23 protein-coding genes are annotated in these 19285 nt (G+C 69.5%); 12 read left to right on the forward strand and 11 right to left on the reverse strand.

Annotated features, from left to right (window positions below; genetic code table 11):
* Window positions 1–117: 117 nt before the first annotated feature.
* The 4 genes from AC1Z4A_RS22610 to AC1Z4A_RS22625 all read right to left on the reverse strand — a co-directional run bounded on the left by AC1Z4A_RS22610 (window position 118) and on the right by AC1Z4A_RS22625 (window position 1817).
* The gene (locus tag AC1Z4A_RS22610; protein WP_483681553.1) at window positions 118–450 is read right to left on the reverse strand and encodes a DUF3817 domain-containing protein; all 333 of its coding nucleotides are present in this window, start codon (window positions 448–450) and stop codon (window positions 118–120) included.
* Window positions 451–549: 99 nt separating this feature from the next.
* Complete coding sequence (locus AC1Z4A_RS22615; protein ID WP_483681555.1) at window positions 550–1074, reverse strand: MarR family winged helix-turn-helix transcriptional regulator; 525 nt, start codon at window positions 1072–1074, stop codon at window positions 550–552.
* Between the two features lie 81 nt (window positions 1075–1155).
* On the reverse strand, window positions 1156–1467 hold the full coding sequence (locus tag AC1Z4A_RS22620) for an MTH1187 family thiamine-binding protein (RefSeq protein WP_483681557.1): 312 nt from the start codon (window positions 1465–1467) through the stop codon (window positions 1156–1158).
* Entirely contained in the window at window positions 1464–1817 is a 354-nt protein-coding gene (locus AC1Z4A_RS22625; RefSeq protein ID WP_483681559.1) for a DUF3817 domain-containing protein, read from the reverse strand. Before AC1Z4A_RS22625 ends, AC1Z4A_RS22620 begins: the two co-directional genes overlap by 4 nt.
* Before the next feature lie 172 nt (window positions 1818–1989).
* On the opposite strand from AC1Z4A_RS22625, the gene AC1Z4A_RS22630 reads away from it, so the two are divergent.
* The 4 genes from AC1Z4A_RS22630 (at window position 1990) to AC1Z4A_RS22645 (ending at window position 4620) form a co-directional block, all read left to right on the forward strand.
* The gene (locus AC1Z4A_RS22630; RefSeq protein ID WP_483681561.1) at window positions 1990–2628 is read left to right on the forward strand and encodes an AIM24 family protein; all 639 of its coding nucleotides are present in this window, start codon (window positions 1990–1992) and stop codon (window positions 2626–2628) included.
* Window positions 2628–3278, forward strand: coding sequence for an AIM24 family protein (locus AC1Z4A_RS22635; RefSeq protein WP_483681563.1), 651 nt, complete (start codon window positions 2628–2630; stop codon window positions 3276–3278). Before AC1Z4A_RS22630 ends, AC1Z4A_RS22635 begins: the two co-directional genes overlap by 1 nt.
* Window positions 3275–4042: an AIM24 family protein gene (locus AC1Z4A_RS22640; RefSeq protein ID WP_483681565.1), complete on the forward strand. Its 768-nt coding sequence runs from the start codon at window positions 3275–3277 to the stop codon at window positions 4040–4042. Before AC1Z4A_RS22635 ends, AC1Z4A_RS22640 begins: the two co-directional genes overlap by 4 nt.
* Before the next feature lie 101 nt (window positions 4043–4143).
* Entirely contained in the window at window positions 4144–4620 is a 477-nt protein-coding gene (locus AC1Z4A_RS22645) for a MarR family winged helix-turn-helix transcriptional regulator (protein WP_483681567.1), read from the forward strand.
* A gap of 36 nt (window positions 4621–4656) precedes the next feature.
* On the opposite strand, the gene AC1Z4A_RS22650 is transcribed toward AC1Z4A_RS22645, so the two are convergent.
* Window positions 4657–5322, reverse strand: a complete 666-nt coding sequence (locus AC1Z4A_RS22650; protein WP_483681569.1) for a TetR/AcrR family transcriptional regulator — start codon at window positions 5320–5322, stop codon at window positions 4657–4659.
* A gap of 251 nt (window positions 5323–5573) precedes the next feature.
* On the opposite strand from AC1Z4A_RS22650, the gene AC1Z4A_RS22655 reads away from it, so the two are divergent.
* From AC1Z4A_RS22655 to AC1Z4A_RS22670, 4 genes are all read left to right on the forward strand, one after another.
* Window positions 5574–6542, forward strand: a complete 969-nt coding sequence (locus AC1Z4A_RS22655; protein WP_483681571.1) for a tetratricopeptide repeat protein — start codon at window positions 5574–5576, stop codon at window positions 6540–6542.
* 592 nt (window positions 6543–7134) lie between these two features.
* Entirely contained in the window at window positions 7135–7782 is a 648-nt protein-coding gene (locus AC1Z4A_RS22660) for a DUF6230 family protein (RefSeq protein WP_483681573.1), read from the forward strand.
* 147 nt (window positions 7783–7929) lie between these two features.
* Window positions 7930–8391 carry a DUF6114 domain-containing protein gene (locus AC1Z4A_RS22665; protein ID WP_483681575.1) on the forward strand — a complete coding sequence of 154 codons (462 nt, stop codon included), beginning with the start codon at window positions 7930–7932 and terminating at the stop codon, window positions 8389–8391.
* The gene (locus AC1Z4A_RS22670) at window positions 8381–9703 is read left to right on the forward strand and encodes a hypothetical protein (RefSeq protein WP_483681577.1); all 1323 of its coding nucleotides are present in this window, start codon (window positions 8381–8383) and stop codon (window positions 9701–9703) included. Before AC1Z4A_RS22665 ends, AC1Z4A_RS22670 begins: the two co-directional genes overlap by 11 nt.
* Here the strand turns inward: AC1Z4A_RS22670 and AC1Z4A_RS22675 are convergent.
* Entirely contained in the window at window positions 9694–10206 is a 513-nt protein-coding gene (locus AC1Z4A_RS22675) for an EF-hand domain-containing protein (protein WP_483681579.1), read from the reverse strand. The two genes, AC1Z4A_RS22670 and AC1Z4A_RS22675, sit on opposite strands and share 10 nt — an antisense overlap.
* A gap of 333 nt (window positions 10207–10539) precedes the next feature.
* Here AC1Z4A_RS22675 and AC1Z4A_RS22680 point away from each other — a divergent pair, with 333 nt between their 5' ends.
* Window positions 10540–10971, forward strand: a complete 432-nt coding sequence (locus AC1Z4A_RS22680) for a hypothetical protein (protein WP_483681581.1) — start codon at window positions 10540–10542, stop codon at window positions 10969–10971.
* A gap of 11 nt (window positions 10972–10982) precedes the next feature.
* Complete coding sequence (locus AC1Z4A_RS22685) at window positions 10983–12047, forward strand: cobalamin-independent methionine synthase II family protein (RefSeq protein ID WP_483683689.1); 1065 nt, start codon at window positions 10983–10985, stop codon at window positions 12045–12047.
* Window positions 12048–12191: 144 nt separating this feature from the next.
* Here the strand turns inward: AC1Z4A_RS22685 and AC1Z4A_RS22690 are convergent, their stop codons facing one another.
* From AC1Z4A_RS22690 to AC1Z4A_RS22710, 5 genes are all read right to left on the reverse strand, one after another.
* A complete protein-coding gene (locus AC1Z4A_RS22690; protein ID WP_483681582.1) occupies window positions 12192–13922 on the reverse strand; it encodes a protein kinase domain-containing protein in 1731 nt (576 codons plus the stop codon).
* 138 nt (window positions 13923–14060) lie between these two features.
* Window positions 14061–14576 carry a GNAT family N-acetyltransferase gene (locus tag AC1Z4A_RS22695; protein ID WP_483683690.1) on the reverse strand — a complete coding sequence of 172 codons (516 nt, stop codon included), beginning with the start codon at window positions 14574–14576 and terminating at the stop codon, window positions 14061–14063.
* Window positions 14577–14657: 81 nt separating this feature from the next.
* Window positions 14658–16223, reverse strand: a complete 1566-nt coding sequence (locus AC1Z4A_RS22700) for an asparagine synthase-related protein (protein ID WP_483681584.1) — start codon at window positions 16221–16223, stop codon at window positions 14658–14660.
* 59 nt (window positions 16224–16282) lie between these two features.
* A complete protein-coding gene (locus AC1Z4A_RS22705; RefSeq protein ID WP_483681586.1) occupies window positions 16283–16756 on the reverse strand; it encodes a DUF6255 family natural product biosynthesis protein in 474 nt (157 codons plus the stop codon).
* Window positions 16753–16944, reverse strand: a complete 192-nt coding sequence (locus tag AC1Z4A_RS22710) for a hypothetical protein (protein WP_483681588.1) — start codon at window positions 16942–16944, stop codon at window positions 16753–16755. The genes AC1Z4A_RS22705 and AC1Z4A_RS22710 overlap by 4 nt, the downstream gene beginning before the upstream one ends.
* A 322-nt stretch (window positions 16945–17266) precedes the next feature.
* Here AC1Z4A_RS22710 and AC1Z4A_RS22715 point away from each other — a divergent pair, with 322 nt between their 5' ends.
* Window positions 17267–18634, forward strand: a complete 1368-nt coding sequence (locus tag AC1Z4A_RS22715) for an NsdA family TPR-like regulatory protein (RefSeq protein WP_483681590.1) — start codon at window positions 17267–17269, stop codon at window positions 18632–18634.
* Between the two features lie 182 nt (window positions 18635–18816).
* Window positions 18817–19272 (forward strand): hypothetical protein, encoded by a 456-nt coding sequence (locus AC1Z4A_RS22720; RefSeq protein ID WP_483676201.1) that lies wholly within the window; start codon window positions 18817–18819, stop codon window positions 19270–19272.
* The last annotated feature ends 13 nt before the right edge of the window (window positions 19273–19285 follow it).

Here is a 19285-nt window from a genome sequence, read left to right on the forward strand (position 1 = left end):
CCCGCCTCTCCGCCGCCCCGTCCGGGGCCCTGCCAAAATTTACTAGGACGTCCTACTAAATTTTCGCGCAAGAGCGCCCCGGACACAAGGGTTGTCCGGGGCGGTGTCGGGGCGGCGTCAGGCCTGCGCGGGGGCGGCCTGCGCTGCGACCAGCGGCTCCAGGTCACGCGTGGCCTTGCGCTCGACGAAGAAAGCGGCCAGCGGGATCGTGCCCGCGACCAGCGTCCACACGAGTCGGCCGAACGACCACTTGGCCTTGGAGGCCATGTCGAAGGCGAAGACCAGATACACGACGAACAGCCAGCCGTGCGCGATGGCGATGATGCGGACCGGACCCGAGACGTCCATGTCCAGCCCGTATTTGGCGATCATGCCGATCGTCAGCAGGAGCAGCAGCACACCCGTGGTGTAGGCCATGGCGCGGTAGCGGGTCAGCACGGACTTATTCATGCCCACGAGCGTAACGGCCCGTTCTGGGGCGATCTTCGCCGCCCCGGACAGGGGCCACTCCGTGTCGGCAGGGATCACCGCGCCGACCCAGGACTCACGCTATTCCGCAGGCTCGGCCGTGTCCTCGAAATCCCCGGCCGCCACCCGCAAAGGCCTGAGCATCTCGAAGATGCCCCCGCACTCCTCCGCGTCGTACGCGCCCAGCCCGAAGTCCATCGCCATCAGGTCGCGCGTGGCCGACTCGACCACCTCGCGGCCCTTGTCGGTGATCGAGGCGAGCGTGCCGCGCCCGTCGTGGGGGTTGGGCCGCTTGGCCACCAGGCCCGACTTGACCAGCCGGTCCACGGTGTTGGTGACCGACGTGGGGTGCACCATCAGCCGCTCGCCGATCTTCGACATCGGCAGCTCGCCCGCCCGGGAGAAGGTCAGCAGCACCAGCGCCTCGTACCGCGCGAAGGTCAGCCCGTACGGCTTGACGACCGCGTCGACCTGGCCGAGCAGGATCTGCTGGGCCCGCATGATCGAGGTGATGGCGGCCATGGACGGCACGGATCCCCAGCGCTGCTTCCAGAGTTCGTCGGCGCGGGCGATCGGATCGAACGTGAGGCTGAGGGGCTTCGGCACGCCTCGAGCCTACCCGGCGGCCACATCGCGATCCGCGTCATCTCGGATATCGGGATGCGGCCGCCGGACCCCTGCGGGGCACTACTGGGAAGCGGACTCGCCCTGCGTCAGGTACCGCTCGACCGTGGCCACCTTCGAGGTCAGACCGTCCGTGACGCCCTGCCGGATGTCGGCCTTGAGCACCAGGGAGACCCGGCCGCAGCGGGCCTCGACGGCGGCGACGGCGCGCTTGACCACGTCCATGACCTCGTCCCACTCGCCCTCGACGGAGGTGAACATCGCGTCCGTGCGGTTCGGCAGCCCGGACTCGCGGACCACGCGCACCGCGTCGGCGACGTACTCGCCCACGTCCTCGCCGGCGCCGATCGGGGAGACGGAGAAGGCGACGATCATGCGTTGGCCGCCTTCTGGTAGCTCTCCTTGCGCGCACGGGCGGCGATCACGCTCGCCTCGGTCTCGCGGCGCAGCATCCGGTCGGCGAAGAAGCCGCCCGTGGGCAGGACGGAGAGGGCGAAGTAGAGGGCGGCGGTCTTCAGCGGCCACTTGGTCTTGTTCCAGGCGTCCAGCCAGAAGAGCACGTAGAGGACGAAGAGGATGCCGTGCACGGCGCCCATCACCGGCACGGCGTTGAAGTCGGTGGTCCGCTTGAGCACGGAGCACAGGAGCAGCAGCAGGAAGGAGCAGGCCTCCGGGGCGGAGACCAGTCGGAGCCGGCGCAGGGTTTCGGCGGTCTTGAGGTCCACGGGGCACCTTCGGTCGGGAGTGGTGGAACGGTCACCGCTTGTGATGGCATTCACAAGCCGCTCCATTGTCGCAGCCCGGCCGCCGATCATCCGATCCGGGTCCGTCCGTTCCGGGACGATTCCGGACCTTGGGGCCTGTCGGAGGCGCGCGTCCGCCCGCTAGCGTCGGGGCGTGGCTCAGTTTCGGCTCCACGGGAGCAAGGTTCTCGCCGTCGACATGGCGGGAGACGCGGTCAAGGCCAAGAACGGCTCGATGGTCGCGTACGAAGGCGAAATGTCGTTCAAGAAGATGACCGGCGGCGGGGACGGCCTGCGCGGCATGGTCACGCGCCGGCTGACCGGCGAGCAGATGGCGGTGATGGAGGTGAAGGGGCACGGCACCTGCTACTTCGCCGACCGTGCGAGCGAGATCAACCTCGTGATGCTGCACGGCGAGACGCTGTACGTCGAGGCCAGCAACCTCCTGTGCACGGACGCGTCGCTGCGCACCGGCACCTCGTTCACCGGGCTGCGCGGCGCCTCGCAGGGCAACGGCCTGTTCACCACCACCGTGGAGGGCACGGGCCAGGCGGCGATCCTCTCCGACGGCACGGCGATCGTGCTGCGGGTGACCCCGCAGATGCCGTTGCAGGTCGACCCGGGCGCGTACATCGCCCACACCGGGCGGCTGAAGCAGCACTTCCAGTCGGGCGTGAACTTCCGGACCTTCATCGGCGAGGGCTCGGGCGAGGCATTCCAGATCCGCTTCGAGGGCGACGGGCTGGTGTACGTGCAGCCCAGCGAGCGCAACACCATCGGGGGTGACATCTGATGCCCTTCCGGCTCTTGAACTCGCGCATGGTCGAGGCCCAGGTCGTGCCGGGGCAGCGGCTGTTCAGCCAGCGCGGGGCCATGCTCGCCTACAAGGGCGAGGTCTCCTTCACCCCGAGCATCACGGGCGGGCAGGGCGGCGTCATGGGAATGATCGGCCGCCGCATCGCCAACGAGGCCACGCCGCTGATGACCGTGGAGGGCAGCGGCACCGTGATGTTCGGCCACGGCGGCCATCACGTCCAGGTGATCGACCTGTCCGGCGACACGCTGTACGTGGAGGCCGACCGGCTGCTCGCCTTCGACGGGACGCTCCAGCAGGGGACGATGTTCATGGGGTCCCAGGGAGGTGTGATGGGGATGGTGCGCGGGCAGGTGACCGGCCAGGGCCTCTTCACCACCACCCTCAAGGGGCACGGTTCGGTCGCGGTGATGGCCCACGGCGGCTTCATCGAGCTGCCGATCACTCCGCAGCGGCCCGTGGTCGTCGACCCGCAGGCCTATGTCGCCCACAGGGGTGAGGTCCGCAACAAGCTGTCGGCCGCGATCGGCTGGCGCGAAGTGGTCGGCCGCGGCAGCGGAGAGGCGTTCCGGCTCGAACTGTCGGGCAACGGCACGGTGTACGTACAGGCGTCGGAGGAAAAGCTGTGAACGGCCCGGTCACCCACGACGCGAACACGCTGCCCGGCAACGACAACGTCAATCCGTACGCCTTCTGCGTCGACCTCAAGGGGCAGTGGTTCCTGCAGAAGGGGAAGATGATCGCCTACTACGGGCGGATCGACTTCCACGGCATCGGGCACGGCCCGCTCGACCGGCTGATCGCCGGCAGCTTCCACTCCCCGCTGCACGCGGCGGACTGGGTGGTGGCGGAGGGCCACGGCAAGATGCTGCTGGCGGACCGGTCCTTCGACGTCAACTCCTACGATCTGGAGGACGGCAACCTCACCGTCCGCTCGGGCAATCTGCTGGCCTTCGAGCCGTCGCTGTCGCTGAAGCAGTCCATCATCCCGGGCTTCCTCACGCTGATCGGCACCGGCAAGTTCGTGGCCGCCTCGAACGGCCCGGTCGTCTTCGTCGAGCCGCCGATCCGGGTGGACCCGCAGGCGCTGGTGGGGTGGGCCGACTGCCCGTCGCCCTGCCACCACTACGACCACCAGTACCTGCGCGGCGTCATGGGCGGGGTGCGGCGGCTGACCGGGCTGGGGGGTGCGTCCGGCGAGGAGCACCAGTTCGAGTTCGTCGGCGCCGGCACCGTGCTGCTGCAGTCCACCGAGCAGCTGATGGAGGAGATCGACACCGGCGAGGGTCCGCCGGATCAGGAAGGTGTGCCCCAGGCAAGCCATGGAAATCAGACAATGACATCGCGTCTGCCGGGTCAGCTGGGCGACCTCCAGCGCCGCTTCGGGCTGTGAGCGGTACTCTGCGGAGTGTGACGTCGAACGCATGACCTTTCGTTCTGCCTGTTCCGCACCCACGTTAGTTAATCTTTCAACTTCTTAGGTAGAATCCCTCTATGGACACCGAGAACGGCACGCGCTGGCTCAGCGACGAGGAACAAGCCACCTGGCGAGCCCACCTGGAGGTCAGTCGGCTGCTCATGCACCAGCTCGAACGGGACCTTCAGCCGTTCGGTCTCACCAACAACGACTACGAGATCCTGGTCAACCTGTCGGAGTCCGAGGACCACCGGATGCGGATGAGCGACCTCGCGACCGCGACGCTCCAGTCCAAGAGCCGGCTCTCGCACCAGATCACCCGCATGGAGAACGCCGGGCTGGTGCGGCGCGAGAACTGCGAGTCCGACCGGCGCGGGCTCTTCGCCGTCCTCACCGACCACGGCTGGGAGACCATGCGGAACGTCGCGCCCCACCATGTCGCCTCGGTGCGCGAGCACTTCATCGACCTGCTGCCGGCGGAGGACCTCAAGGCGCTGTACGAGGCGCTGGCCCCGGTGGCCAAGCACCTGCGGTCCACGCGCGGGCGGGTCTGACGGGACGCATCCGGCAGCAGGCAGGAGTGCGGCCGCCTATGCGCCCGGGGGATGCGCCCCGGACGCGTAGGCGGCCGTCAGACCGCCCACGAGCAGGGCGCTGAAGCCGCGGGCCCACTCCGCGTCCACCGGCTCCGCACTCACCAGCGTGCGGTGGACCACCGCGCCCGCGATCACGTCGAAGATCAGGTCCGCATTGCGCGCCGCCGCCGACGGATCCGGCTCGTGGGGCAGCTCGCCGCGCGCCTGCGCGCGCTCCCGCCCCACCAGGACGAGCGTCTTCTGCCGGTCCACGATCGCCGAGCGGATGCGGTCGCGCAGGGCGTCGTCCCGGGTGGACTCCGCGACCACGGCCATCAGCGCCGTCTTCGTCTCCGGCCGCTCCAGCAGCGCCGCGAACTGCAGCACCACGCCCTCGACGTCGGCCTGGAGGCTGCCCAGGTCGGGGAGTTCCAGGTGCTCGTCGAAGAGCGCCGCCACCGCGTCCACGACCAGCTCGCTCTTGCCTGCCCAGCGGCGGTAGAGGGTCGTCTTGGCCACTCCGGCGCGGGCCGCCACGTCGCCCATCGTCAGCTTCCCCCAGCCCAGTTCCACCAGCGCGGCCCGGGTCGCCTCGAGGATCGCGCGGTCGGCCTCGACGCTGCGCGGGCGGCCCGTGCGGGTGCCGCGGGTGCGGCGCGCGGGGGGAGTGGCGGCGGTCATGGCGGCGACCTTACCGCCGGGTAGGGCGGTGAGTGGGGTCATCGGTGTGAGTCAGATCACCGGACCGTCCTGTCGGCGGCGGCCGGGATCCAGTTACGCTACGACTCGTAGCGTAAGAGCGACAACCACGGACGCCAGGTGGGGACCCGGCGTCATCCGCGAACCGCTACAGGTTCGGTGAACCGCCGTACGGAATCACGCCGAGAGCGCACTTTTTCCGATCACCGGCACGGAGGGGGGAGGATGGGCCCATGCAGCCACGGAACATGTCCATGAGTGGAGTGGTCGACCTCGCCGCCGTGAAGGCGGCCGGGGAGGCGAAGCAGAAGGCCGAGCAGGCGCGTGCCGAGGCGGCGCGCCATGGATCCGCCCCCGCCGCGGGCCCTCTCGTCTTCGACGTCGACGAGGCGGGCTTCGAGGCGGAGGTCCTCCAGCGCTCCGCAGAGGTGCCCGTCGTCATCGACTTCTGGGCCGACTGGTGCGAGCCGTGCAAGCAGCTCGGCCCGCTGCTGGAGCGGCTGGCGGAGGAGTACGCCGGCCGTTTCGTCCTCGCCAAGGTCGACGTCGAGGCCAACCAGCTGCTCTTCCAGCAGTTCGGTGTGCAGTCCATCCCCGCGGTCTTCGCGGTCGTGGCCGGCCAGGCCCTGCCGCTGTTCCAGGGCGCCGCGCCGGAGGCGCAGATCCGCCAGGTGCTGGACCAGCTCATCGCGGTGGCCGAGCAGCGCTTCGGCATCGTGGGCGCCCCGGTCGCGCCGGGCGAGGCCGGTGAGGGTGAGCCGGTCGCGCCGGCGAGGCCCGCGAGCCCCTACGACAACGCCCTGAGCGCCGCGCACGACGCGCTGGACGCGGGCGATCTGGGCGGCGCCGTGCAGGCGTACAAGAACGTGCTGGCCGACGACCCGGGCAACGCCGAGGCGAAGCTGGGCCTGGGCCAGGCCGAGCTGCTGCGGCGCGTCCAGGGCATGGACGCCCAGCAGGTCCGCAGGGACGCGGCCGACAAGCCCGGCGATGTGCAGGCGCAGATCGCGGCGGCGGACCTGGATCTGGTCGGCGGCCACGTCGCGGACGCCTTCGGGCGCCTGGTCGACACGGTGAAGCGGACGGCCGGCGAGGACCGCGACGCGGCCCGCGTGCGGCTGCTGGAGCTGTTCGAGGTGGTCGGTCCCGAGGACCCGCGGGTGACGGCCGCGCGCACCGCGCTGTCGCGCGCGCTGTTCTGACAGACCCTCGCCTCACCCGTGCCCCAGGGGGCACACGGCTGCACTTTGCCAAATCTTGGTAAACGGTCGGTCTGTTACTGCCAGTAAGAAGAACCCGGGCATTCGTCCGGGTTCTTCTGCTTTCCCCCTTCTTTGGGTGAGCACGCTCCGGCACCCTCGCCGTTCCGGTTGATGCCGACCGGACGCTCTTCGGTTATGCGTCCGTTACTCGCGAGTAATCAACCTCTTGTGCCCCGGCCGTGAATGCACCACGATCGGCCGCACGCTCGGTCCATTCCCGCGCCCGGCATCCGGCCGGCGCCCGGGGTCGTGGGTCCCCACCGGGCGGCCGGTACGGCGCGAGCCGTGCCGGTGGCATTGGGACAGGGGGGTCCCCGCCACGGCGGCGGGGCCTGTCCAGGAGGTTGCGCGAAGGCGCGGCCAGTGGTTGTCGCTCGGGGGTGAACGCCGGTGTGTCGGGTGCGGTTGGCGCCACCGAATGCGGCGGCGCTCTCCTTCCCGAGGACGTAGCACTTCTCCCATCCCGGGCACGGCTGTGTTCGATCACGAACGGGCCCGTGCCGGAGATGTACGTCCGAGAAGGAGGAAAGTCGTGAAGTCCCAGACTCGTGGTGGGACCAGATGGCGGCGGTTCGCCGTCGTCATGGTGCCGAGCGTCGCGGCGACGGCCGCAATCGGCGTGGCCATCGCGCAGGGCGCCCTCGCGGCGTCGTTCAGTGTGTCGGGCCAGCAGTTCCAGGTGACGGCCAAGACCCTCGAGGGCGAGGGATTCGTCCAGTACGGAGCCGTGGACCAGACAAGGAAGGGTGCCAAGCCGGTCGCGGTCGTCGGCCTCGACTCGGCGAAGATCACCAAGCTGTGCCAGGCGGTCACCATCCCGACCCCGCTCGGCGATGTGTCGATGAAGCTGGAGGCCGGTGGCGGCGGCACCAAGGTCGAGGCGCAGAAGCTGTTCATCGACGCCGACGACATGAAGGCCAATGCCACGTTCCACAACGTCGACATCGGTGTGGCGGTCGACGAGACCGGCCACGACAAGGGCGGCAAGGGCCCCGGCCCCGCTGCGCCGGGCAAGGACGGCCGTGGTGCGTACGTGCCCGGTTCGTTCGCCCAGCAGGCCGACCGGGTCGAGTTCACCGACGTCGACCAGCGGGCCTGGGCGACCTCGGCCGGAACGTTCACCCTGCCCGGTCTCCACATGGGGATCAGCCTGGGCAGCTCAGTGTGCAAGAACGACTGACGCGGTGAACGGGCGGGCGCGGGGAGGCAATCAGCACTCCCGTGCCCGTGCCCGTAGCCGTGTCCGCACTTGTGCCCGTACCTGTGCCCGAGCCGCACGCCCTGCTCTGCGTACCACCGATTCGCCAGTCCCGAGGAGCTGTACACCATGAGCGCCGACACGCGACCACGGTTGATCGACACTCTCGGCCGTACCCGCCGTTCATTCTGGGACTGGCGGGGCCGACGCCCGTTCTGGGGCGGGCTGCTGTGCATTCTCGCCGGCATCCCCATCATGTACATCCCGTACCAGACCGTGACCCTGGGCGACTTGAGCATCCGGCTGGCGACCACGGCGGGCGCGGGCTCGCTGATCATAGGAGTGCTGCTGGTCGTGCTCGGCCTGACCATGTGGTACCAGCCGCAGTCGCGGGTGTTCGCGGGTGTCGCCGCGATCCTGCTCGCGCTCGTCTCGTTGGTCGTCTCGAACTTCGGTGCCTTCCTGGTCGGCTTCCTGCTGGCGCTGATCGGCGGAGGGCTCAGCGTGTCCTGGATGCCGGGGAAGCCGCTGCCCGAGACGCCGGTGTCGGCCTCGACCGAGGAGTCTGCGGGGAGCCACCGTGGCGACTGACGAAGAGCGCGAGGGCAGCACCGGGAAGGACCGGACCGGAAAGGACCGCACCGGCCCCCGGCACGCCGCCCCGCGGAAGCCGCTGCTGTCCCGGCTGCACATGCCGGCGGGCAAGGCGGTGGCCCTGGCGGCCATGCCGGGCGCGGTGCTGATGGGGATGGGCCTCACGCCGACGCTGGCCGCGGCGAAGCCGGCGCCGAAGCAGCTCTTCGACGGGGCGTGTGCGACGGCTCAGGACCAGGTGGTGGGGGAGGAGCCGAGCGCGGGGACGAGCCCGTCGCCGGAGGCGCAGACGCCGTCGCCGGGGCCGACGAAGGATGCCGGGCAGAAGCCGGAGGAGAAGCCGAAGCCGGATCAGCCCGCGAAGGCGGACGAGCCGGCGAAGGCGGACGAGCCTGCCGTGACGCAGGCCAAGCCCCTGCCCGCACCGGCTCCGTCCCCCTCGGGGACTCCGAGCCCGTCCCCGTCCCCCTCCCCGTCCAAGGCGACGAACCCCCTGGCCCCCTTGGACCCGTTGGGCCTGGGCGACAAGCTCCACGACGTCCTGACGGGTGGCGGCCTGCTCGGCAGCGGAGCGACGCCCGGCGCGAAGCCCGACGAGAAGGCGCCCCAGCCCAACCCGTCCCCTTCGGCTTCACCGTCGTCGAAGTCCCCGGCGCCCGCGCAGCCGGACAAGCCCAAGGCCGCGGCGCCCAAGGACACCCCGGCCCCGTCCGCGAGCGCGACCCCGCAGCCCACGTCCACGGCGACGGCCACGCCCTCGCCCGACCCGTCCGCGTCCGCGTCCCCGTCCCCCTCCGCATCCGCCACGGGCACCGGCGAGCTGCCGCCCTGCCCCAAGGGCACGGTTGTGGACGAGAACGAGAAGCACGCGTTCCCCAACCAGCCCTGGTACCTGGAGGCCGACCGCCTCACCCTCACGGGCCTGACCTACGAGGGGATGAAGAAGATCACGACGGTGAACGGTCAGCAGAAGCAGGTGCTGAAGTTCACCGCGGACTCGCTGGCGATCAAGGACCTGCACCAGATCGTCAACAGCGGGGGCAAGGAGTACCACGTCGCGGGCATCGGGACGACCTCGACGGTCACGGGCGCCAAGATCACCATGTACACGGAGGAGTTGAAGGGCAACCTGCTCGGACTGATCCCGTCCACGCAGTCCCCGACGAGTCCGCCCCCGCTGATCCCCGGCGTGAAGCTGCCGATCCCGATCTTCTTCACGAACGTGAAGATCCGCCAGGCGGGCCAGTTCGGCGGGACGCTGCACATCCCGAACCTGCATCAGTACATAACGGAGGGCACCTATCCCTGATCCCTGCTGTACAGCGCCTCGCCCATGGGGGAGTCCTCCCCGGTGACATGGGCGCGGATGGAGGCGATGTAGTCGTCGCGGAGGATGCGGCCGTCATCGTCGGCGTCCAGTGCGGCGAACGCCGCCTCGGCGTTGCCGGCCGGATTGCCGAGCGCGGTGCGCAGCATCGTGAATTCGGTCAGGCTCAGGGTGCCGTCCTCGTCGGTGTCGGCGAGGTCGAAGAGCGCGCCGAGCACGGGCTCGCAGACGGTGTCGAACGCCTCGGCGCCCGCCCAGGCCGCGTACTCGTCGAAGGTCATGCCTCCGTCGCCGTTCGCGTCCATCGAGGCCCACGCCTGCTCGCCGGCCTTGCGGGCGGTGATGACGAGGGGGTCGTCCGGGGCGCGGCCCGTCGCCTGTGCCACGCGCTCGGCCCGCGCGGCGTATTCGTCCTGGGAGACGATCCCGTCCCCGTCGGTGTCCAGCATGGCGAAGACGAGGCGCTTCGCGGCTGTTTCGTCCACAAGAGTCCCTTCTGCTGGGTCGGTTCGGCTGTCCTACCCGGCATCCCGGAGTTCAAGGCAGCTCGGGCAGCTCGCGCCGCACGGATGGGTGCAGGTGGCGAACACCCCGCGCGCGGGGTGCGCGCGGGTGGCTGTTCTGCTCCAAGGAGCCGGGGGAGCCGAGGGTGCCCGGGGGTAGTGAGGGTCCGGTAGCGGAACGGATTCGGACTGTCTGGAGGGCACGTGGTCGGCGGGCGTGGTGCGGCGGTGGCGTTGGGTTCCCTGGCCCTGGTGGGATCGTCCTTGGTGTGGGCCCCGAGCGGGCAGGCCGACGGGGGTGGACACAGAGAGCGCGTGGCGTGCACGGGCCCCAGCGAGAGCACCTACGACCCGCCTCTGACCCTGGCGTCACACACGACCCGCATCCGGGCGCTGGCCCGGTACGAGTGTGATGTGGAGCCCGGTGAGAAAGAACCGGCCACCGGGCACTTCGAAGCCGTGTCGCCGGGAGCGTCCTGTGACCAGCTGAACAGCCACCGAGGCCGGGAGCACGTCAAGTACGCCGACGGCACATGGTCGTTGATCGACTACACCGGCGGCACCGTCGCCCGTGCCGCCGGCGTCCTCACCGTCACGATGTCGGGGCAGGTCGTCAAGGGACGCGGCGAAGGACAGCAGGTGCACCGGACCATCCTGATCGCGCTGCCCCGTCAGCTGCCCACGGAGTGCCTCTCCTCCGGCATCGAGGGAAGCAACGGCGAGGCGGAGCTGGAGATCCAGCGGTGACGGCGGCCGGCGTGGGCATCCCCACCGAACCGATCGGCAGCATTCCGCGCCCTCCCGAGCTGCTCGCGGCCATGGCGGACCATGCCGCCGGGCGGATCGACGCCGACACGCTCGCCGAGGCCCAGGACAGCGCAGTCCGGGACACCATCAGCCGCCTGGAGGCGACGGGCTCCCCGGTCGTCACCGACGGCGAACAGTCCAAGCCCAGCTTCGCCACCTACCCCCTGGCGGGCCTCGACCACCTGGCACCCGACGGCGTCGTCATCCCCTTCGCCGACGGCCACCAGCGGCAGCTGCCCCGCCTGACGGCCGGACCGCTGCGCTACGCCGTCCACGCCGACCACTACCTGCGCGCCGCCCGCCAACACGCCACCGTCCCCGTCAAACAGGCCGTCATCGCCCCCTCGGCACTCAGCCTGCTCTACCCGCCCGACGGCATCGACGGCTACCCCCGCGAAGCCTTCCTCGACGACCTCACCGCCGAGGCCGAGGCCGACATCCGCGGTTGCCTGGACGCAGGCGCCCACGTCGTCCAGCTGGACTTCACCGAGGCCCGCCTCGCGCTGAAGCTGGACCCGTCCGGGGGCGTGCTGGAGGATTTCATCGCGCTCAACAACCGGGTCCTGGAGCGCTTCTCCGCCGCCGAACAGGCCAGGATCGGCGTGCACACCTGCCCCGGCGGCGACCAGGACTCCACCCACAGCCTCGATGTGGACTACGCGGCCCTGCTGCCCGGACTGCTGCGCCTGAAGGCGGGCGCCTTCTACGTCCAGCTGGCCAGTGAGCCGGATCCGGACAAGGTGCTGGGCATCCTGGCCGATCAACTGCCCGCCCACGCCCGGGCGTTCATCGGCGTCACCGACCCGATCGACCCCTGCATCGAGACCCCGGAGCAGGTCCGCGACCGCGTCCTGGCGGCCGCCCGCCACCTGCCCGTCGACCGCCTGGGCACATGCGACGACTGCGGCTTCGCGCCGTTCGCCGACGACGTCTCCACCTCGCGCGAGACCGCCTTCGCCAAGATCCGCGCCCGCGTCGAGGGCACGGCGCTGGCGGCTCGCGAGCTGCTGGGCTGAGCCTTCGGCGGGGCCCGGAAACGACCGCGGCCGCCACCCCCGGAACCCCGGAGGCGGCGGCCGCAGCCCAAAGCAGTGCCTCTCCTCCGGCCTCGACGGAAGCAGTGGCGACGCGCAGTTGACGATCCAGCCGTGAGGCCCCACCTATGCCGAGGCCGGCGACACGGAACGCCGACGCTCCTGCATCGCGGTGATGCGCCGCACCACCGCGATGGCGAAGCCGGCGGCCGCGATGGTCAGGAGGTTGTTGACGAGGCTGGGGAGGAGCAGAGTCCTCGATTCGGCCGGGTCGCTGGAGTCGTACCAGTTGTACAGGTCGGACAGACTGAGCAGCTCGAAGACCAGGTCGGCGACCCAGCAGGCCCACCAGGCGTTCAGGAATCCGCGGGGTGCGCGTCGCCTGCTGCGCCCGTACGGGTCGCTGGCAACCCAGACGTCGTCCGTGACGAGCTTGGGTATCCAGAGGCTGGCAACAGGAGTGAACCAGCCACCGAGTGCCCAGCCGCGGCGGTATCGGTGGCCGCCCGGTGCGAAGAACTCGGCGTTGATCCGAACCCGCCAGAACCACAGGAGCCACATCCCCATCGCCAGGAGTGTCACCAGCTCCCCGAGGCCTTCCAGCCACGTGAACAGTGACTCGGCTCGGTCGGCTTCCGCGGCAGGCACGTCTGTGCCGGCGTCGACGGCCTGCGTCAGGGTGCGGAGCATGCTTATCTGGAAGCCGAGATAGACGAGCATCAGCACGGCCAGGAGCACCAGCAGGGCCTGGAGCGCGATCGCCATGCCGCGGGGCGACTCGGTCATGTCGCCGGCCTCTTGCGGAACGGGCGGCTGCAGTTGCGGCTGCAGCGGCCCGAATCCGGGCACGGACGGGCCGTAGGGTGCGACGGGGGCCGGTGCGGGAGCTGGTGCGGGGGCCGCTCCCACGGCCGCCGGGGCGACGGCAACGGTCGGGGTCGGCGCAGGGGCCGGTGACTCGGCGTCCAGCAGCTGTGCCGCGTGCCGGCCGAGTCCCGCGAGGACCTCGCCGGGCAGCCAGGGCCGGCCGGCAGGCGCGTCCTGCCAGGTGAGCTGCACCAGCTCGGCGACACCGGGCCGCAGCGCGGGGTCCTTGGCCAGGCAGCGCACGATCAGATCGCGCAGGGGGCCGTCGGCGAGTCCGGTCAGGTCCGGTTCCTCCTCGGCCACCCGGAACATCAGCGCGTGCAGCCCGCTGTCCGGGGTGCCGAAGGGCAGCCGCCCGGTGGCGGCGAAGGCGAGGACGGCGCCGTAGCAGAAGACATCGGAGGCCGTGGTGACGCGCTGGCCGCGCACCTGCTCGGGCGACATGAACCCGGGCGAACCGAGCACTGCCCCGGTCTGTGTCGCGGGGCCACCCGCCACCGGGTGCAGGGCGCGGGCGATCCCGAAGTCGATGACGCGCGGGCCGTCGACGGTGACCAGGACGTTGGAGGGCTTGAGATCGCGATGGACCAGTCCGGCACCGTGGATGTCCTGCAGCGCCAGGGCCAGACCGTGCGCGAGGGCGCGTACGGAGTGTTCCGGCAGCGGACCGTACTGCTCCGCGATCACCGAGTGGAGGGAGGGCCCAGCGACGTACCCGGTGGCCACCCAGGGCACGGCGGCCTCCGTGTCGGCGTCCAGCACGGGCGCCGTCCAGGCCCCGCCGACCTTGCGCGCCGCTTCGACCTCCAGCCGGAACCGGCGCCGGAACTCGGGCTCGTGCGCGACCTCCGACCTGATCACCTTCACGGCCACCGTGCGCCCGCCCTCCGACCGCGCGAGGAAGACCTGGCCCATGCCGCCCTCGCCCAGCGTCCGCAGCACCCGGTAGCGGCCGACCCACTGCGGTTCCACCAGCGGCATTCCGCCCATCGAGCCCAAAACCCTCTCCTGCCCATGTTGCGTTCAGGGAGAGCATAGGGAGCCGGGCGGAAGCGGCCTGCATTGGAATGGCCTCTCCCTAGGAGGATGGGGCCGGGTCTCCTGCGGCCTTCGACCGCCCGTGGACTCTCAGTGCGGCTGTGCCAAACGTGGCAGGACGGCCATGCGCTCGGCACGGCGCGCCATCAGGTAGACGCGATTGTGCGTGCGCTGCACCGTGTGCAACAAGGCAAAGCCTTGCGTCCGGTAGTACCGGACAAGGCCCGGAAACATGCACCCTCGCCGTACCCAAAACCGGCCTTCCCGCGCGGCACGGTCCACGGCCCACAGCGCGATGAGCGTTCCCGGCTTGTGCTCACGGCAGGCCGGGTCCGTCACCGTTGTGTAGAGGTAGTGGGCGGGCTCGGCCAGTTCGTCCTCCGTCCACCCCCAGCGTGGTGTTTCGTCCTGCACGGTGGTGCAGCCGACGATGCGACTGCTGTTCTCCACGAGGACCCACATGGATCCGTCGGAGTTCTCCGTCTGTCCGGCAATGTCGGCTGCGCTGCCACGCCAGCTCGGCATTCCACGTTCCTCCAGCCAGGCCGAGCGGGCCAGGACCATGATTTCGACGGCGGGGCCGTCGGCGGCGGTGGCTGGACGCATGGTGAACAACAAGTCTCCTTGTGCAGTCAGGCGTGGCGGCGAGAGGAGACACCTCTCGCCGCCATTCGGCCCTATCGGCCCTTACAGGAAGGCGCGGATCGCCAAGTGCAGGTCGAGGACTTCGAGGAGTTGGGCGTCCCCATCTTCTCGGTATGGACCCGCCGAGAGTCGCTGGACAGCACGGCAGAGGCCATCCGGGTCCACCAGTTGTTCATCGAAGAGCGCTGATCCTTCGTGCAGCATCTGCTCGAACAGCGGCAGGGCGTGGCCCGTCAGCGTGTGCTGGACCACTTCTGCAAAGGACTCTCGCTGCCGTGATTCGGTGACGTCCGGGCTGAGACCGAGTGAGGCGAGCCGACGACGCTGGAGCTGCTTGAGTTCGCGCCAGTGCATGGGCAGCCACTCGCCGAGCTGGACCATGCCGCGATCGGCGAAGGGGTGCACTGGCCAGATGCCGGCCCGCATCAGCACAGGAGCTGTGGTCTCCAATGACAACAGCGTCATGGAGTTGACTGCGGCAGGCGGGGCGATGTTGTCGTCTGCGAACTCAAGCGCCTGTCGTGCCTGACACCCGAGCCAAGGCAGGGCGTCGCTGACCTCGCCCATGGATTTGTGCGGGTACTCCTTTTGGGAGAGCGCCACCATCTCGTCGCCACCGAGTCCCGTCACGACCACCCTCGCCCCGTGCTCGGCGAGCGCTGCCGTCAAGCGGGAGAACGGATGATGCAGAGGCTCTTCGTACGGGCTGATCTTGGCACCCTGCACACGTGCGCAATGCGCTGCGAGAGGGGGATACGCCATGGCGTCGACGAGGTGATCCGGTTCTGCGAAGGACAGCGTTTTGAGGATCTCCTTGCGCCGCCGGATCTGGTGTGCGCGCCCCGGCCCTCCGATGAGGAGTGCCGCGGTGGAGAACCGGCCGGGGTAGCGCTCCGCCAGACGGGTGGCCACTGTGCCGGAATCAAAGCCGCCCGTCAGGTGGAGGGCAGTCGTCTCCGGGTCCAGAGGCCGAAGGTCGAGTGCCTCGTCCATGGCCGTCACAAAGGCGCCGAGTACATCGGCATCCGGGGCAAGGGTGCGGGGGCCGCTGTGCAGGGCCGGCTCCGGATAGCGGAGGAAAAGGTGGCCGCCGAAGGTCGCGGTGGTGCGCTCGGTGACGCGATGGATGTCGTGGAATACGGTCTCGGTGCTGTACCGGGGCCGGTAGATCAGCAGTCGGGCGACTTCGCGAGGGCTCAGACGTTTGGCGCGTGCGGCGAGGTCCGCCATGTCCCATGAACCGTAGAGGCTTGTGGCGTCATGTGCGATGTAGAGGGGAGCGATGCCGCACGGCCCGGTGGCGACGCGGGCCGGTAGATCCGGTGTCGTCTCCACCAGCACGTAGTCGGCGGGCCACTGCTCGACCAGCGCACGGACGTCGGTGAACTCGCCCGGGCTGACCATGCGTGGCCCTGGATGGGCAGCGCGCCTGCCTGCGATTCGTTCACGCACCACGAGCAAGGTGCGGGCACCGTCCGTGACGGCGGTGTGCTCCAGCATCGGGTGCTCGAACGGGACGATCTCACTGGTGCCGTCAGCTGTGGCGTAGCGGCAGCCGCTCCACGCCCACGAGTTGTCCCTATACGGGGTCAGGCGCAACTTGATCAAAGTTTCCTCCCGAGGAATCCGAGGGCATGGCGGACCATGCCCTCGGAGAGCGGACGTGATCAGGTGGCGGTGGTGTCGTACGTCTTGGCGCCGTCCGAAGAACCCGAGACCTTCTTGTACTCGTGTGACTCGAACGGCGTCTGTACCCGGCGATGCGCCTTCGTCGTGAATAGCTCCTCGAAACGGGTGGTGGTGCGCTTCGGCGGCGGGGTGAACTCGTTCACAGCCTTCCTCCTCGTGTCCTTTTCGAAGTGATCCACGGATTCGTCAACCGGGTCGTTGGGCCACAGCGGCTCGGCTTCCGCCGGGTAGGCGGTGGCCGACCACACGCCCCGGTAGTCCACAACCCGCCTCGTACCGCAGGTCTCACAGGTCGTGACGCCCACTCCGCAGAGCCACCCGACGGTGTGCCGACAGCGGATGTGCGGGCCGGGTGGCGTGCTCCTTGCCGGCTTTGTTCGAGGGGTTCCTGGCGGCGCTCCGGCGACCTCCCATATGGGACGGCTGCTCTCGCAGGTGCTGGAGACTGTCACCGATGCTCCTGGAAGTGCCGACGCATCAGGAAGTTGACGTCTGATCGTCTGCGTGGCGTCGGCGCATCGTTTCGTACGTTGTCCAGCCAGATGCATTCGTCGCAGCCATCGACCGGCTTAGGCTCACGGACGTCATCCGACGACAGGAACACCGAGCCCACCATGGCCGTGCCGGGCCGGAAGGGCATCACGATCCCCCTTGTGCTGTCGGCCGAGCTTTCCGACCGGTATCGCTTCCTTGCCCTCGCGCGTGGTGCTGTGAGTGCTTGAACCTCACGCGCAACCCTCCTTGTGAGTACGGCGGTTGGTGTGTTCACCAGCCTCGGTGGTACGCCGTGACCTATCGAGGTCGTCCAAGCGTCTTTTGGCGTCGCGATCGGGTGACGCGTAAGTCCGTGAGCGACTACGGACGACTTCTCGCGGACATCCTCTGTCTCGGGGGCCGATCCGGCTCGGGTCAGTGGTATCCCGGTCAGCAGGTGTTCCTGGACCTGGCGATGGGAGAGCTGAGTGAACGGTGAGCCGGAAACCTTGCTGCGTCAGCTGGTCCGAGAGCGCGGCATCGAGCCGCATGCGTTGTTCCGGCCGGAGTTCGAGCGATCCGCCCGGATCCTGGGGGAGCGGGATGACGATCCGGATGTTCGCCAAGCCACCGTTGGCCAACGTCAATACGGCCGGTGGCTGGCCGGAGGGTTGAAGGAAGAACCACACCCCGTCGCATGCCGCGTGCTGCGTTTCATGTTCGGTCGGCCTGCCCGTGAACTCCTCGCACCCGCACCGCCGGTTGCTCCACCCGTAAGGCTTGCGGACGCGGCTTCCAGGCCGTACCCACACATCACGGAAGAAGAGCTACTGATGACAGCAGACGATGCCGCATCGCACGCGGGCGAAGCCGCCTCCCAAGCACTCTCGCCGGAAGCGATCGAGCTATTGCACACCCAGGTGGCGGCAGCCGCCCAGGGGTATCACCGCAGGGCCCCACACGAAGCGTTCCGGGCAGCGAAGGGTGTCCGCGACATGGTGGAGCGGCGCATGCCGTTGACCCAGCGGCCGGACCAATGTGCGGAGCTGTACGTCATCGCTGGTCAGGCATGTGCACTGATGGCGTGTGCGGCATTTGACCTCGGCTCTCGGGATGCAGCCCGGACCCTCACCTATGCCGCGCTCGCCTACGCGCGGCCTGTCGACCATCATCCACTACTGGTTTGGGGCGGCGGCAACCTCGCGTTGCTGGCTTATTGGAGCAACCGCCCTGCTGAGGCGTTGGGGCACGTACAGGCAGCGCAGCAGATTGCCACTTCGGGCACGGCCCGCGCGCGTTTGCACAGCATCGCAGCACGCGCATTCGCATATCTCGGCCGTGCCGAGGCAACGCAGCGCGAACTCGATGCGGCCGAGCAGGCCGACCGTGACACCCGCGACGAGTTGCATGACGGTGTTGGTGGAGAGTTCGGCTTCCCTCCGGAGCGCGTTGCGATGTCGGCCGGAACCTCATGGGTCGTCCTGGGGCGTGGCGAGGAGGCCGTGACGTGGTCCGGCCGGGCCATTGAGCTGGCCCGGTCGCGACCGGCGGTAGAACGTTCGCTGAAGGTCGAGTCTGAAGCCTTGGCCGATCTGGCGCTGGGCCTCCTGCTCAGCCGGGAACTCGAGGCAGCAGCCGAAAGCCTTGGAGAGGTGTTCCGGCTGCCACCGGAGCAGCGGGTGGACGGGCTCATGCACCGCATGTCGAGCGTACGTATAGCCCTGCTCGCACCCCCGTTTCAGGGCTCGCGGACCGCAAGTGAACTAGGCCAGCAGATCGAAGAGTTCGGGATCCAATCTGCCAGCGCACTTCTTCCTTCTCCGGGCCCTCGAGCCATTGAGAGCTGCACAACCTGAATCCGTGCTGGTCAGCGGTGCTGGCGTGGGAGATCGGTGGTGTACTCACGCTGGTCGGAGGCGGGAGTCTGGAGCGTAGATCATCTGACGCGTCGGGGATGGGCGTTTCCGGCTTTGCCCGCGCCGCGGGCGGAGTGGTTCCTACGATCGCGGGCGGTGCCTGGTCGTTTGGGAGGGGAATCGTGTCGTCGCTGGAGAAGATCGCAGCTCGCCGTGCCGAGCTGGATGAGCTCGCGGAGACCCTGGCCAAGCAGCTGGCCGAGGCCGAAGCCGAGCGTGAGGAACTCGTGGTCGCGGAGCGGGTGTTGCGGCGGCTGTACGGGCAGGAAGCCGGGGATGGCGCCGGGCAGGACACCGGGGCACCGCAGCGAGTGCAGGTCGCGGGCCGGTCGGTGTTGAAGGTGCCGCACCGCAGTGAGGTGCCGGATGCGTCCGTGCTGCCGGGCGACTACCAGCGGATGCTGAGAATCGTGAAGGCCGCGGGCGGGCCGGTGATGGTCAAGGAGGTCGGCGCCGAGCTCGGGATCGACGCCTCGGTGCCCGGCCGGCTGGAGCCGTTGCGCGGGAAGCTGTCAAAACTCGCCGGGAGGGGCTGGCTGCACAAGCTGCCGAACGGCACCTTCACCACCAGGCTGTGACACACCCGTCTCC

It is taken from the genome of Streptomyces sp. 17_S59 (assembly GCF_056930295.1).